Annotated in this window: 12 protein-coding genes; 5 read left to right on the top strand and 7 right to left on the bottom strand. The window is 69.9% G+C overall.

Features of this window, described 5'->3' with window-relative positions; all coding sequences use genetic code 11:
* Window positions 1-95 precede the first annotated feature (95 nt).
* Together typA and AW272_RS09875 are read left to right on the top strand one after the other, a co-directional pair.
* Window positions 96-1,946, top strand: coding sequence for a translational GTPase TypA (typA, locus tag AW272_RS09880; protein ID WP_066362928.1), 1,851 nt, complete (start codon window positions 96-98; stop codon window positions 1,944-1,946).
* Window positions 1,947-2,048: 102 nt separating this feature from the next.
* Entirely contained in the window at window positions 2,049-2,675 is a 627-nt protein-coding gene (locus tag AW272_RS09875) for a superoxide dismutase family protein (RefSeq protein WP_066362927.1), read from the top strand.
* A 141-nt stretch (window positions 2,676-2,816) separates the two neighbouring features.
* On the opposite strand, the gene AW272_RS09870 is transcribed toward AW272_RS09875, so the two are convergent.
* From AW272_RS09870 to AW272_RS09860, 3 genes are all read right to left on the bottom strand, one after another.
* Entirely contained in the window at window positions 2,817-3,440 is a 624-nt protein-coding gene (locus AW272_RS09870; protein WP_066362926.1) for a DUF2461 domain-containing protein, read from the bottom strand.
* A gap of 9 nt (window positions 3,441-3,449) precedes the next feature.
* Complete coding sequence (locus AW272_RS09865) at window positions 3,450-4,178, bottom strand: polysaccharide deacetylase family protein (RefSeq protein WP_245657379.1); 729 nt, start codon at window positions 4,176-4,178, stop codon at window positions 3,450-3,452.
* A 75-nt stretch (window positions 4,179-4,253) separates the two neighbouring features.
* Window positions 4,254-4,559, bottom strand: a complete 306-nt coding sequence (locus AW272_RS09860; protein WP_066362925.1) for a hypothetical protein — start codon at window positions 4,557-4,559, stop codon at window positions 4,254-4,256.
* Window positions 4,560-4,778: 219 nt separating this feature from the next.
* On the opposite strand from AW272_RS09860, the gene AW272_RS09855 reads away from it, so the two are divergent.
* Window positions 4,779-5,696, top strand: a complete 918-nt coding sequence (locus AW272_RS09855; RefSeq protein WP_369408721.1) for an anti-sigma factor RsbA family regulatory protein — start codon at window positions 4,779-4,781, stop codon at window positions 5,694-5,696.
* Here AW272_RS09855 and AW272_RS09850 read toward each other — a convergent pair.
* Both AW272_RS09850 and AW272_RS09845 read right to left on the bottom strand, forming a co-directional pair.
* A complete protein-coding gene (locus AW272_RS09850; protein ID WP_157518457.1) occupies window positions 5,693-6,646 on the bottom strand; it encodes an SMI1/KNR4 family protein in 954 nt (317 codons plus the stop codon). The genes AW272_RS09855 and AW272_RS09850 overlap by 4 nt on opposite strands.
* A gap of 228 nt (window positions 6,647-6,874) precedes the next feature.
* Entirely contained in the window at window positions 6,875-7,462 is a 588-nt protein-coding gene (locus tag AW272_RS09845) for a sigma-70 family RNA polymerase sigma factor (protein WP_066362918.1), read from the bottom strand.
* 228 nt (window positions 7,463-7,690) lie between these two features.
* Between AW272_RS09845 and AW272_RS09840 the strand changes: the two genes are divergently transcribed.
* Together AW272_RS09840 and AW272_RS09835 are read left to right on the top strand one after the other, a co-directional pair.
* Complete coding sequence (locus AW272_RS09840; protein ID WP_066362917.1) at window positions 7,691-8,761, top strand: PLP-dependent cysteine synthase family protein; 1,071 nt, start codon at window positions 7,691-7,693, stop codon at window positions 8,759-8,761.
* Window positions 8,762-8,780: 19 nt separating this feature from the next.
* On the top strand, window positions 8,781-9,269 hold the full coding sequence (locus tag AW272_RS09835) for a DUF6461 domain-containing protein (RefSeq protein WP_066362916.1): 489 nt from the start codon (window positions 8,781-8,783) through the stop codon (window positions 9,267-9,269).
* 129 nt (window positions 9,270-9,398) lie between these two features.
* Here the strand turns inward: AW272_RS09835 and ftsY are convergent, their stop codons facing one another.
* Window positions 9,399-10,556, bottom strand: coding sequence for a signal recognition particle-docking protein FtsY (ftsY, locus tag AW272_RS09830; RefSeq protein WP_066362912.1), 1,158 nt, complete (start codon window positions 10,554-10,556; stop codon window positions 9,399-9,401).
* Window positions 10,557-10,703: 147 nt separating this feature from the next.
* A complete protein-coding gene (locus tag AW272_RS09825) occupies window positions 10,704-14,393 on the bottom strand; it encodes an AAA family ATPase (RefSeq protein WP_066362911.1) in 3,690 nt (1,229 codons plus the stop codon).
* Between the last annotated feature and the right edge of the window lie 14 nt (window positions 14,394-14,407).

Raw genomic sequence — 14,407 nt, 5'->3', positions numbered from 1 at the left:
AAACTTGAAACGCCGTGCCATGGCGCGGCCGAACGCGTCTCCCGAATCGGGAGCGAGACGCGGCACCGCCCCGACAACCAGAGCGAGACTCAACTATGCCTATGAACAGCCGCGACGACCTGCGGAACCTCGCGATCATCGCGCACGTCGACCATGGCAAGACGACGCTCGTCGACGCCATGCTGTGGCAGTCCGGGGCGTTCCGCGCCAATCAGGACGTCGACGACCGCGTGATGGACTCCAACGACCTCGAGCGCGAGAAGGGCATCACGATTCTCGCGAAGAACACCGCCGTCAAGCACGGCGGGCGGACGCTGAACATCATCGACACGCCCGGCCACGCCGACTTCGGCGGTGAGGTCGAGCGCGGCCTGTCCATGGTCGACGGCGTGGTCCTGCTGGTCGACGCGTCCGAGGGCCCGCTGCCCCAGACGCGCTTCGTGCTGCGCAAGGCGTTCGCCGCCAAGATGCCGGTCATCCTGTGCATTAACAAGGTCGACCGCCCCGACGCCCGCATCGCCGAGGTCGTCGACGAGGTCTACGAGCTCTTCCTCGACCTCGACGCGACCGAGGAGCAGATCGACTTCCCGATCGTCTACGCCTCGGCCAAAGCCGGCCGCGCCTCACTGACCCGCCCGGCCGACGGCGGCATGCCCGACGAGGAGAACCTCGAGCCCCTCTTCGAGACGATCTACAAGACCATCCCCGCCCCGACCTACGACCCGACCGCGCCGTTCCAGGCCCAGGTCACCAACCTCGACGCGTCCAGCTACCTGGGCCGCATCGCGCTGTGCCGGATCCACCAGGGTGAGATCAAGAAGGGCCAGCAGGTGGCCTGGTGCCGCACCGACGGCTCCATCCAGCGAGTGAAGATCACCGAGCTGCTGATGACCGACGCGCTGGAGCGCAAGCCGGCCGAGTCGGCGGGCCCCGGCGACATCATCGCGATCGCCGGCATCCCGGAGATCATGATCGGTGAGACCCTGGCCGACCCCGAGGACCCGCGTCCGCTGCCGCTGATCACGGTCGACGAGCCCGCCATCTCGATGACCATCGGCACCAACACCTCGCCGCTCGTCGGCCGGGTCAAGGGCAGCAAGGTCACCGCCCGCATGGTGAAGGACCGCCTCGACAAGGAGCTCGTCGGCAACGTGTCGCTGCGCATTTTGCCGACCGAGCGTCCCGACACCTGGGAGGTCCAGGGCCGTGGCGAGCTGGCGCTGGCCATCCTGGTCGAGCAGATGCGGCGTGAGGGCTACGAGCTGACCGTGGGCAAGCCCCAGGTGGTCACCAAGGAGATCGACGGCAAGAAGCACGAGCCCGTCGAGCGCCTGACCGTCGACTGCCCCGAGGAATACCTGGGCGCCGTCACCCAGCTCCTGGCCGTCCGCAAGGGCCGCATGGAGCAGATGACCAACCACGGCACCGGCTGGATCCGGATGGAGTTCATCGTCCCGGCCCGCGGCCTGATCGGCTTCCGCACCGAGTTCCTCACCGAGACGCGCGGCACCGGCCTGGTCCACCACGTCTTCGAGGCCTACGAGCCCTGGTTCGGCGAGCTGCGCACGCGCAACAACGGCTCCCTGGTCGCCGACCGCTCCGGCCCGGTCACCGCGTTCGCGATGACCAACCTCCAGGAGCGCGGCATCCTGTTCGTCGGCCCCACCACCGAGGTGTACGAAGGCATGATCGTCGGCGAGAACTCGCGCGCCGACGACATGGACGTCAACATCACCAAGGAGAAGAAGCTCACCAACATGCGTTCCTCGAACGCCGACGTGACCGAGACGCTGATCCCCCCGCGCAACCTCTCGCTGGAGCAGGCGCTGGAGTTCATCCGCGAGGACGAGTGCGTCGAGATCACCCCTGAGCAGGTCCGCATCCGCAAGGTCGTGCTCGACGCCAACGCCCGTGGCCGCAGCGCCGCGCGGGCCAAGCGCAACTAGGCGCGTCAACTCGTCAGGGCCGCTTCGGCCTTTCTCCGTGCGAGCCTCCCACTCTCTGTGCTTGCCTAGTCACGCAGAGTTGATATCGAGGGGGAGGCTCGCATGCCGGGCAAGGTTCATCTCGCGCTCGCCGGGGCGCTGCTCACGGGTGTCGGCGTCATCGGGGCCACGACGGTCGCCGAGGCCGGCCCGTGGAGCCGGGGCCGCTCGATCGCGCTCCACGACGCCGCCGGGACCCGCGTGGGCACCGTCGTGGTGCAGCGCAGAGGCGTCACCAAGGTGAGGATCGGCGTCCAGGTCAGGGGCCTGGCGCCGGGCTTCCACGGGTTCCACGTCCACACCGCGGGCGTCTGCGACCCCAAGTCGGTCGACCCGGCGACCAGCCAGGTCACCCCGTTCTTCTCGGCCGGGGGCCACCTCGACGTCGCCAGGGCCGCGGCCGAGCCCGACACGACCGTGCTGCCGGTGGCGCCGGCGCCGAAGAACCACGGCGACCACGCGGGCGACCTGCCGCCGCTGCTGGCCGAGGCCGACGGCGTGGCCGCCGCGTCGTTCACCACCGACCGGTTCAAGATCAGCAAGCTCACCGACGCCGACGGCGCCGCCTTCGTCGTGCACGCGCTGCCCGACAACCTCGCCCACATCCCCGACCGCTACGGCGCGGCCGACGCGGCCACCCTGCGCACCGGCGACGCGGGCGGACGGGTGGCCTGCGGCGTCCTGCGCTGATCGGACACCTCGCTGATTGAACTACAAGTCAGTTACAAGCGCGGGGCGGCATTCTCTCAGCATGAGAATCGTCAGCGGGGGAACCTACGCGGCGCTTGCGGGCGCCTGGGCGTTGATCGCCCTACTCGTCATCGTGATCGGCTAGCTCAGCCGGACTCGCAGCCAGTCGACCAGCGGGGTGAGCTCGCGCCACGCGGCGCGAACCCGCTGGGTCACCTCGGCGGTGTGGAACCAGGGATCGGGCTCGAAGCGGTGACCCGCGTAGAGAGTCCGGTGCCGCATCAGCTCGATCCGGGGGTGGTCGGGGGAGACGCCACGGGGGCGCGTCTTCACCCGGTCACCCTCGATCGCGTAACGGCCGGGCAGCCCGGCCACGATCTTCTCCAGCTCGCCGCCGTGGTCGTCGTGGTCGACGGCCTCCCGGTAGCGGTGGGTCATCTCACCCGGCGACCACCAGCCGCCCGCCACGTAGAGCCCGTCGGCGTCGACCTGGACGTAGTAGCCGACGCCGTCGAGCTTGGCCACATAGGCGCCCTGGTGGTCTTTGTACGGCGTCTTGTCCTTGGAGAACCGGACGTCCCGGTGCGGGCGGAACACGTGGGGATCGCCGAACTCGTCGGCCAGCTCGGCCATCAGCTCCTGCATGGGGGCTTTGACGGCGCTGTCGTAGCGAGGCTTGTTGGCCGTCCAGTAGGTCTTGCTGTTGTCGGCGATCAGGCCTTCGTAGAACAGCAGGGCCTCGTCGGGGAACCCGGTGAATGCCATTGACCCACTTTATTTGGGCGGCCGGTTGTCGAAGTACTTGCGGCCCGGGGCCATCTCGCCGAAGAGCTCGGTGATGGTGACGTACACGAACCCCTTCTTGTCGAGCGCGTCGAGCAGGCGCGGCACCGACCGCACGGTCGACTCGTGGATGTCGTGCAGCAGGATCACCTCGCCGGGCTTGGCGGAGGACGACCGCCTGACGATGCGGTCGGGCTTGCGGACCAGCCAGTCCTGCGTGTCGACGCTCCAGATGATCTGGGCCAGCCCGTGGACCTTGCTGACCTCGGCCACCATCTTGCTGGTGGCGCCGTAGGGCGGCCGCATGGTGCGCATGCGCACCCCGGTGATCCTCCTGACGACGTGCTGGGTGCGGGCCAGCTGCCGGTCGACGCCGTGGCGGGACAGGCCCGACAGCATCGCGTGGTCCCAGGAGTGGTTGCCGAGCTCGTGGCCCTCGGCCACCATGCGCTTCAGCAGCGGCGCCGACTTGTCGGTGACCAGCTTGCCGAGCACATAGAAGGTCGCCTTGGCCTGGTGGCGGGCCAGATGGTTGAGCACCTTGTCGGTCTCGGCGCCCGGCCCGTCGTCGAAGGTCAGCGCGACACACTTGACCTTGGCGCAGTCGACGCGACGGATCGGCGGGAACGGCAGCCGGGGGAAATCGGGCTGCGCGAGCGTCAGCCGCCGGTTCAGCAGCTCGGGGTCGGGGGTGTCCGCGTGCACCGGTGGCGTGTTCACCAGGATACAGACGGTGACCGCCAGAAGCCGCAAATATCCCCGCATTATTTCCGTCCCCCCAGACGTCTACGGGGGTTATGGATAGTCGTCCACTGCTTCCCCCCGGAGGACCCCGTTCTGGTCCTCCCACCAGGGCGGCACTTCCTTGATCAGACCGGCATGCCGCCGGGCGACCCGGACGGCGCACCCACGCGGATCATCTCCTGGGTGGCGGCATCGGGACGCACCTTCCCACCAGCGGAAATAGCCATCCCGATAGACCACCACCAGGCTGATCCACACACAGAGCGTAGCGTCGTCGCCCAGCTCATAGGCGCCGTTCACGCCGAGTTCGATCAAGTCCGAATGCAGTTTTTGAATAGCTGCGCGGGACTCACTCACCGGGGCAACCTCCAGGACGAGACGCGCACATGGGTGGATGTACCCAAATTTGGGACACCGCGTTGCAACGGCATGGAGTAATCATGGGACTGCACGCCGTCATCATGCAGGCGTATTCCCCCCGAGGGTTGCCCGACCCGGAAAGTTCCTGCTGTATTCGATTTATTGTCGCTTCCTGACGCATTGTCACGACGCGAGACGCTTGTTACGTTCATCCCCGTGCAGGCCGAACGGGGAACTCGCGGTGCGGTGGCCTTCACGCACCTTGCTGTGCCTTATGAGACGAGTGAGGAATACCTCCGGCTGGTGCTTCCGGCCCTCATCGACGGGCTGCGGCGGGGCGACCGCATCCTGTACGTGGCCCCGGAGGAGAACCTCGACCTGATCCGGGCCCACCTGGGCGCCGACGCCTCCCGCATCCGCTCGATCAGAAGCCAGGACTGGTACGGCCACCCGGCCCGCGTCCTGGCCGAATACTTCGACTACGCCCGCCGGGGCGGCCCCTCCCTGTTCGTCGGCCATCCGGTGTGGCGCTCGGCCCGCGACGCGGCCGAATGGGCCAGGGTCGAGGCGATCGTCAACATCGTCTGCGCCAAACTGAAGGGCGCCGCCCTGTGCGTCTACCGCCGCCCTGCCGAGGAGGCGCTGCGGACCCACCCCCGCTACCTCGACACGGCCGGCGAACACCGCAGCGGCGGCTACGTGCCCCCGCAGCGCATGGACTGGGCGCGCCCGCCCTTCTCTGTCCCACCCGCGGACGCGCGCGTCATGGAGTTCGACCTGGCGACCGTACGGAACATGCGGTCCTTCGTCCGCAGCACCGCCACCGCGGCGGGCCTCGACGACGACTCGGCCGGATCCCTGGTCCTGGCAGCGGCGGAGATCGCCGCGAACGCGGTCGAGCATGGGGCCGGGCACGGGACGGTGACGATGTGGGCCACCGACACCGACGTGGTCTGCGAGATCACCAACCCCGACGGGGGCGGCATCGAGGTCGAGTTCCCCGGCTACATCCCGCCGGAGCAGGAGTCGTTGCGCGGCTACGGCCTGTGGATCAGCCGCCAGTTGTGCGACCTGATGGAGGTCCAGACGACGGGACGGGAGTCCCGGATCAGGCTCCACATGGCCATGGCCTAGAGAACATCCCATTCGACCTCGCCGCCGACCGCCTTCGGCTTCCAGTAGCCCACCTGCCCGCCCTTCTCCAGCGCGTCGGCGGTGAGCCTGAGCAGCTCCAGGTACGAGCCGATCGTGACCCCCTCCCAGTCGAAGGACATCGTGCCTTCGTGGTCGGTCTGACCGACGTCCCCCACGACCGAGTCGATCACCAAGCTGTCGCCGCCCCCGTTGACGGAGAAGGGGATCATGCGGCCGTCCCACCAGTCGTCCCGGTCGCCGTAGTCCACGTTTTCGCTCTCGCACAGCTCCTGCCACGTCGTGGCGATCCCGTCGGCGGTCATGAGCACCTCGGCCATGAACCCGAAGCCCCAGGTCTCATCGCTCACGGTGCCGTTGTGCCGCAGCAGCGAGGCCCGCAGGGCGTCGGGGAACCGCAGCCCCATCGTCGCCTCGGCCTTCGCGATCATCTTGGGGGTGGCGGGTCCGGCGAGGGTGGCGTAGGACTCGGGGGCGTTCGCCGCCAGCCACTTCTCGATCCGTCGCCACTGGCGGTTCACCTGCCTGACGGTCTTCTTCGCAGGAGCGGCGACGACCGGGCGTCTCTTCTGGGGGGCGCAATCTGCATCGGCCCCGGCGGGCGGCGCGAGGGCTGTATCCACCCCGACGGCCTCGGGGATCCCGACAGCCACCTCTTCGGGGGAGACCACGCCGTCGATGGATTCCGCGCTCGACCCGTACCACGCGGTGAGATCGCCCGGCAGATCCTCATCCCACTCGTCAAACCCCGCCTCGGAACCGCAGCCGGGGTATTCACACTCGTATCCGGGCGCGGACGGGACTTCGGCTTTGTCGAACACGGCGTACACGAACCACTGCCCGAGACCCGCCACGACGGCGAGCGCGAGACCCGCGACCGCCCAGCGCGGCAAGGGTCTGCGCGGTTTCCGGGGCGTGTGTTCGCCCCGCATCCGCGCGAAATCGTCTTCGGTGGGAAGCCCCAGAATCGGAACGGGCGGCCAGACAGCCGGCTTTTCGGGCTCCTCGATTTCCGGTGCGACCGGTTCAGGCCGACGGCGCCGCACGAGGAACACAGCGGTCACGGCCATGGCGACCGCGGCCAAAGAGAGGATTAACGCCCGGGGCGTGAGAAATCGCCGCACGCCCGGCAGGGTACCGCGCCGGAGGCGCGGTCATATTCAGGCGGCGACGGCCTCCCGGACGACGCCCTCCTCGCGGGCGTACCCCTCCAGCATCCCCCGCAGCTGCCTCCGCCCCCGGTGCAGCCTCGACATCACGGTCCCGATCGGAGTCCCCATCCGGTCGGCGATCTCCTTGTAGGCGAACCCCTCGACATCGGCCAGGTAAACAGCCACCCGGAACTCCTCGGGCAGCGAGCGCAGGGCGTTCATCACGACGTTGTCGGGCAGCGAGTCGAGCGCCTCGTTCTCGGCCGAGCGCAGGCCGGTCGAGGTGTGCGACTCGGCGGCGGCGAGCTGCCAGTCCTCGATCTCCTCGGCGGCCGACAGCTTGGGCGAACGCTGCTTCTTGCGGTAGTCGTTGATGAAGTTGTTGGTGAGGATCCGGTGCAGCCAGGCCTTGAGATTGGTGCCTTCGCGGAACTGGTGGTAGGACGTGAACGCCTTGGTCACCGTCTCCTGCACGAGATCTTCCGCGTCGGCCGGGTTGCGGGTGAGTCGCATGGCGGACGCGTAGAGCTGGCTCGTCACCGGCACGACGTCGCGCTCGAACCAGGCCTGACGCTGCTCGTCGGTCATCGAGATCATGTCATCCCCCCTGCTGAACTCTCCCCCGATTACCCGTCCGTTGCGGCTCCATGCGGGTTCGGCGGATCCCGTCGATATCGTCTCAACCAGCCCGTAAGTCGGGCGTTAGGCGGTGATTCAGCGAGCGTGGCCTCGGTCACACGCAAGCCGGACAGGTCTCATTAGCGTAACACTGAACCCCCTATCCGTCGTAAAATGTGTCAAACCACACTCACTACAGTGGGCCACATGAAACACGTGGACCGGCATGACCCAGTGACGCGGACCTGGGTCAACGACGCCATCCGCGCCGTCGAGGCCGACGCGAACCGCAGTTGCGACACCCATCTCCACGTCTTTCCTCTCCCGCCCTCCTGGGGCGTGGACCTCTACCTGAAAGACGAGTCGGTCCACCCGACCGGTTCACTCAAACACCGTTTGGCCCGCTCCCTCTTTCTGTACGGCCTGGCCAACGGCTGGATCGGCCCGTCCACGACGATCATCGAAGCCTCCTCCGGTTCGACGGCGGTCAGCGAGGCGTACTTCGCCAGGCTCCTGGGTCTGCCCTTCATCGCGGTGATCCCAGCCACGACTTCTCCCGAGAAACGGGAGATCATCGAGTTCTACGGCGGCAGGTGCCACCTGGTCGAAGACCCGGGGAAGATCTACGAAGAGTCGTCAAGACTGGCTTTGGAGACCGGCGGCCACTACATGGACCAGTTCACCTACGCCGAGCGGGCCACCGACTGGCGCGGCAACAACAACATCGCCGAGAGCATCTACGACCAGATGGCGATGGAGCGGTTCCCCGAGCCGTCGTGGATCGTGGTCGGCGCCGGCACGGGCGGCACCTCGGCGACCATCGGCCGCTACATCCGCTACCGCCGCCACTCGACGAGGTTGTGCGTGGCCGACCCGGAGGGCTCGGCCTTCTACCCGTCCTGGGTGACGGGCGGCTCCCACCCGGGCACGCCGTCCCGTATCGAGGGCATCGGCCGTCCCCGCGTGGAGCCGTCGTTCCTCCCGATGATCATCGATCGCATGACTTCAGTGCCGGATGCGACCTCGATCGCGGCCATGCGCTGGGTGAACGAGGTCACGCACCACCAGGTGGGCGCCTCGACGGGCACGAGCGTGGCCGCCGCGATGGAGATCATCCGGGAGATGCGCAGCCACGGCGTCAGGGGCAGCGTGGTCACGCTGATCTGCGACAGTTCCAGCCGCTACAAGGGGACCTACGAGAAGGACTCCTGGCTGAAGAAGAACGGCATCGACATCAGCCCCGCGCTGGAGGAGTTCCGCGCCCAATTCCGTCGCTAGCACCTGGAATGATCGCCGGATGAGCAAGGCGACCGCGCGCACGTACACGTGGCTCTACCGCGACTCCACCGACGACGCAGGCGACACGTGGCTGGAGGTCGCGTTCGTCCGGGGCCTGTCCCCCGACGAGGCGCTCGCCCGGGTCGCGCCGGAGAAGGAGCTCTACGCCTCACCGGCCGCGGGCGGCACGGTCGTGTTCTTCGGCGGCCTCAGCGAGCATCCCCACCACCTGGCCGGCCTCCTGTCCGCCGGCACGTCGGCGGCCCTGGTCGTGGTCACCGTCAACGACGACCGGTTCTCCTACTACGAAGACGGCCGGCTGGTCACCGGGTTCAGCCTGTTCTCCTACGACCTCCGCGAGGGCCTCGCCCCCGACCTGCTCGGGCCGGAAACCGAAGACCTCGGCCTGCACCTCACGGGCGAGTCGATCGACTTCCCCCGCGACTACGTCACCCGGGCGCTCGCCCTGGCCGACCGGGTGACGGGGGTCCGGCTGTCACGCCGATAAGAATCTTTTTCTTCCGTTACGGCTCCGCCCACCCCGGCACCGCCCGCCGCCCCCGGAACCCGCCGTATCCGGCGCCAACCGGCCGCGCCGAGTCGCGCTCCCTGATCGCCGATCAGCCGTGTCGTCGGGCTAGTCGCCCAGGAGGGCGTCCACGAAGACCTCGGGGTCGAACGGCGCCAGGTCGTCGGGACCCTCGCCGAGGCCGACCAGCTTGACCGGCACGCCCAGCTCCCGCTGGACCGAGATCACGATGCCGCCCTTGGCCGTGCCGTCGAGCTTGGTCAGCGCGATGCCGGTGATGTTGACCACCTCGCCGAACACCTGCGCCTGGCGCATCCCGTTCTGCCCGGTCGTCGCGTCGAGCACCAGGAGCACCTCGTCGACCAGGGCCTTCTTCTCGATGACCCGCTTGACCTTGCCCAGTTCGTCCATCAGACCGGTCTTGGTGTGGAGCCGCCCGGCGGTGTCGACGATCACCACGTCGACCTTGTCGGCGATCCCCCGCGCCACCGCGTCGAACGCGACCGAAGCCGGGTCGCCGGCCTCGGGACCCCGGACGACGGGAGCCCCGACCCGGTCGCCCCACGTCTGCAGCTGGTCGGCCGCGGCCGCGCGGAAGGTGTCGGCCGCGCCGAGCACCACGGTCTTGCCGTCGCCGATCAACGACCGGGCCAGCTTGCCGGTGGTGGTGGTCTTGCCGGTGCCGTTCACGCCGACGACGAGGACGACCGCGGGCCGCTCGCCGGGGGCGCTGGTGTGGAGGGTCCGGTCGAGGCCGGGGTCGATCTGGTTGAGCAGCTCCGCGCGGAGCAGGGCCCGGACCTCGGTGGGGCTGCGGCTGCCGAGGACCTTCACCTTGGTCTTCAGGTCTTCGACCATGGCGCGCGTCGGCGCGACGCCGACGTCGGCGGTGATCAGGAGCTCCTCGATCTCGTCCCAGACGTCGTCGTCGAGCCGGTCGCGGGACAGCAGTTCGAGCAGCCCCCGGCCCAGAGTCGTCTGCGACCGGGCCAGCCGGGCCCGCAGCCGGACCATGCGCCCGGCGGACGGCGGCGGGACCTCGACCTCGGGAGCCTTGACCAGCTCCTCGGCCGGGGCGGCCGGCGGCGCGAGCGTGTCGACGGCCCCCGCCTCTTCCTCCTCGACCGGCGGCGCGGGCGCCTGGGGGGTCGGGGCAGGCGGCGGCAGGGTCGTCTTCGACCGAGGCCTGACCAGCAGGGCGGTGGTGCCTACGCCCAGGAGAAGGACGACGATGATGATCGCGATGATGCCGATGTACCCATCCACAAAACGTCAGTCTTGCAGAGCTCTGTCTTCGGCCGCGCCTCCGGCACGGCGCGCCTGCCGCTCTTGTCCGGCATCTTCCCTCCTCCGCTCTGGTCGCTGCGCTCCCGGCGCTCCGTCAGTCCAGACGCCGGCGCGGCAGGCGGGGGGTCAGGCGTGTTCGCGTAGCCGCTGGCTGACGACCTGGGTCACGCCGTCGCCGCGCATCGACACGCCGTAGAGCGCGTCGGCGATTTCCATCGTGCGCTTCTGGTGGGTGATGACGATGAGCTGGGAACTCTGCCGCAGCTCCTCGAACAGGGTCAGCAGGCGCTGGGTGTTGGTGTCGTCGAGGGCGGCCTCGACCTCGTCCATCACGTAGAAGGGCGACGGGCGGGCCTTGAAGATCGCGACCAGGAACGCCACCGCCGTCAGCGACCTCTCGCCGCCCGACAGCAGCGACAGGCGCTTGACCTTCTTGCCCGGCGGGCGGGCCTCGACCTCGACGCCGGTGGTCAGCATGTCGGTCGGGTCGGTCAGCAGCAGGCGGCCCTCGCCGCCGGGGAAGACGCGTTCGAAGATCGTCGTGAACTCGCGCTGGACGTCTTCGTAGGCCGCCGAGAACACCTGCTCGACCCGGTCGTCGACCTCTTTCACGACCAGGAGCAGGTCACGGCGGGTCTTCTTGAGGTCTTCGAGCTGCGAGGTGAGGAACGTGTGGCGCTCCTCCAGGGCGGCGAACTCTTCCAGGGCCAGCGGGTTGACCTTGCCGAGCTGCTGCATCAGCTTGTCGGCCGCGCGGGCCCGCTTCTCCTGCTCCTCCCGGACGTAGGGAACGGGAGGATCTCCCGGCACGAGCGTCTTCGGGCCGTATTCGGCGCCCAGCGCCTCGAGTTCGACGCCGTACTCCTCCAGAGCGCGCTCTTCGAGCTGTTCCAGCCTCATGCGCTGCTCGGTGCGGGCCATCTCGCTGCCGTGGGCCCGGTTGACCAGTTTGTCGAGCTCCGTCCCCAGTTCACGGACCCGCACCCGGACGATCTTCAGCTCGGTGTCGATCGACTCCCGGGCGACCGTCAGCTCGTCGCGCTCGGCGGCGGCCCGCATGATCGAGGCCTCCAGCGAGTGCAGGGCCACCCTCGCCGCGGTCACGACGCTCGCGGCGACCACGGCCTGGCGGCGGCGGCGGGCCCGCTGGGCGGCGGCCTGGGCGCGGTCGTCGCGTTCGCGCTGGGCGGCGCGCATGAGGCTGTCGGCCCGGCCGGCGATGCCCCGCACGCGTTCCTCGGCGGTGCGGACCGTCAGGCGGGCCTCCATCTCGGTCTGGCGGGTGACGCCGACCGTGGCGGACAGCCGGTCGCGCTCTTCGGTGGTGGGCTCGGACTCCAGTTCGGCGGCGAACTCGGCCTCGGCGAGGCGTTCTTCGAAGGTGAGGGCCTCTTCGCGGGCCAGCTCGCGCCCCTCCTCGGCGAAGGCGACCGAGGCCTGACCGCGTTCGGCCTCGTCGAGGGCGGCCTTGACGTTGGCCTCCAGCCGGGCGAGCTGCTTGGCCGCGTCGGCGAGGCGCTGGTCGGCGGCGCGCTGGCGGCCCCGGGCCCGGTCGAGGGCCGCCTGCGCCTGGTCGAGGCCGGAGCGGGCGGCGTTGACGCCGTTCTGGGTGGCGGCCTGCTGGGCCTGCGCCTCGGCCACGACTCCCTGGGCCGTCTCCAGTGCCTCCTGCGCCGCCTCCTCGCCGGAAAAGGCCTCCTCCAGGGCGAGCGCGGTCTCCTCCCCCGCCTCCCGGGCGAGGTCGAGGTCGCGGGTGGCCTGGTCGAGCGCGGCGCGGACCTGGAGGATCGAGCCGCCGCCCGAACCGCCCTGGGCGGTGAACGCGCCGAGGAGGTCGCCGTCGCGGGTGACGGCCCTCAGGTCGGGGCGGGCTTCGACGATCTTCCGGGCGGCTTCGAGGTCGGGGGCGACGACGACGGCGTACAGCAAATGATCAAGAGCGGGCCGCAGGGCCGCGGGGACCTCGACCAGATCGGCGGCCCATTCGAACGAGCCCTCCGGCCTGGGGACCGCCGCCGCGTCGCCGATGACCAGGGAGGTCCGGCCGGTCTCCTTGGCCCTGAGCAGCTCCACGGCGTCGAGTGCGGCGTCGAAGGACCCCACGGTGACCGACTCGGCCAGCGGGCCCAGCACGGCCGCGATGGCGGTCTCGGCACCCTGGCGGACGCTCATCACCGCGGCGAGCGGCGCGTGGCCGCCCTCGGCCAGCAGGGCGGTGCCGTCGGCGCCTCCGGCCAGGCTGAGTTCGAGCGCCTCCCGGCGGGCCTGGAGGGCGGTGACGGCCTTCTGGGCGTCCTGATCGGAGGTGCGGGCGCTGGAGACCCCCGACGACGCGGCGGCCAGGGCCGCGCGGGGGCCCGCCAGCGCGGCGCGGGCCTCGTCGACGGCGGCCTTGGCCTCTTCCGCGACCTCGCGGGCCGCCTCGACCTGGGCGCGGGCGAGCTCGACGCCCTCTTCTGCGAGGGCCAGCTCGGCGACCACCTCGGGATCGGTGGCGGGTTCGGCGGCGGCCTGGGCCTCAAGGTCGCCCTGTGCCTGGACGGCGCGTTCGCGGGCCTGCCGGACGGCGGCCTCCAGACGGCCGATCTCGTCGTCGGCGGCGCGCACCCGGCCCCGCGCAGAGTCGGCCTGCCCACGCAGCCGCGCGAGGGCCTCACGGCGGTCGGCGGCGGCACGGGCCGCGATCGACAGCCGTCGCTCCTCGCCGGTCAACGCCTCTTCGGCCTCGCCGCGCGCCTCGACGGCGGCCTCCAGGCGCATCTGGGCCTCGTCGAGGGCCTCCTGAAGCACCCGTTCCTTCTCGCGGATCTCGGCGGCCTCGCGCTCGAACTCCTCGGGGTCGCGCCCCCGCCGCTCGATCGCCGCCGCGTCGGTCGCGTGGCGCTCCCGCTCCGCGGCGAGGTTCTCCACCGACCGCAGGCGCTCCCTGATCGCGGAAAGCGCGTAAAAGGTCTCCTGGGCGACAGTCAACCGTGGCTGCGCCTCGGCCGCGGCGTTCTCCAGCGCGGCCTCGCGTTCCTGCGACTCGGCGAGCTCCCGCTCGACGTGGGACCGCCTCGTCTGGACGGCGGCCTCGTCGGCCGCCTCACGGTTCAGGGTGTCCCGCAGGGTCACCACGTCGTCGGCCAGCAGCCGCAGGCGGGCGTCGCGCAGGTCGGCCTGGATGACGGCGGCCTTGCGGGCGATCTCGGCCTGGCGGCCCAGCGGCTTGAGCTGGCGCCGGAGCTCGGTCGCGAGGTCCTGGACGCGCGTGAGGTTGGCCTGCATCGCGTCGAGCTTGCGGAGCGCCTTCTCCTTGCGCTTGCGGTGCTTGAGGACCCCGGCGGCCTCCTCGATGAACGCCCTGCGCTCCTCGGGACCGGCGTGCAGGACCTGGTCGAGCTGGCCCTGGCCGACGATGACGTGCATCTCACGGCCGATGCCGGAGTCGGAGAGGAGTTCCTGGATGTCGAGCAGGCGGCAGGTGTCGCCGTTGATGGCGTATTCGCTCTGGCCCGAGCGGAACATGAGGCGGCTGATCGTCACCTCGGCGTAGTCGATCGGCAGCGCACCGTCGGTGTTGTCGATCGTCAGCGTCACCTCGGCACGGCCGAGGGGCGGGCGGGACGAGGTGCCCGCGAAGATCACGTCTTCCATCTTGCCGCCGCGCAGCGACTTGGCGCTGTGCTCGCCCATGACCCAGGCGAGGGCGTCGACGACGTTGGACTTGCCCGAGCCGTTGGGCCCGACCACACAGGTGATCCCGGGCTCGAACTGCAGCTTCGTCGCGGACGCGAAAGACTTGAAGCCGCGCAGGGTGAGGGTCTTCAGGTACACCTCAAGGGCCCCTC

Origin of the sequence: Herbidospora mongoliensis, from assembly GCF_001570545.1 — a bacterium.
Lineage (GTDB): Bacteria > Actinomycetota > Actinomycetes > Streptosporangiales > Streptosporangiaceae > Herbidospora > Herbidospora mongoliensis.
The sequence above is the reverse complement of the archived record's forward strand: the minus strand, read 5'-3'. Positions and strand labels throughout refer to the sequence as shown.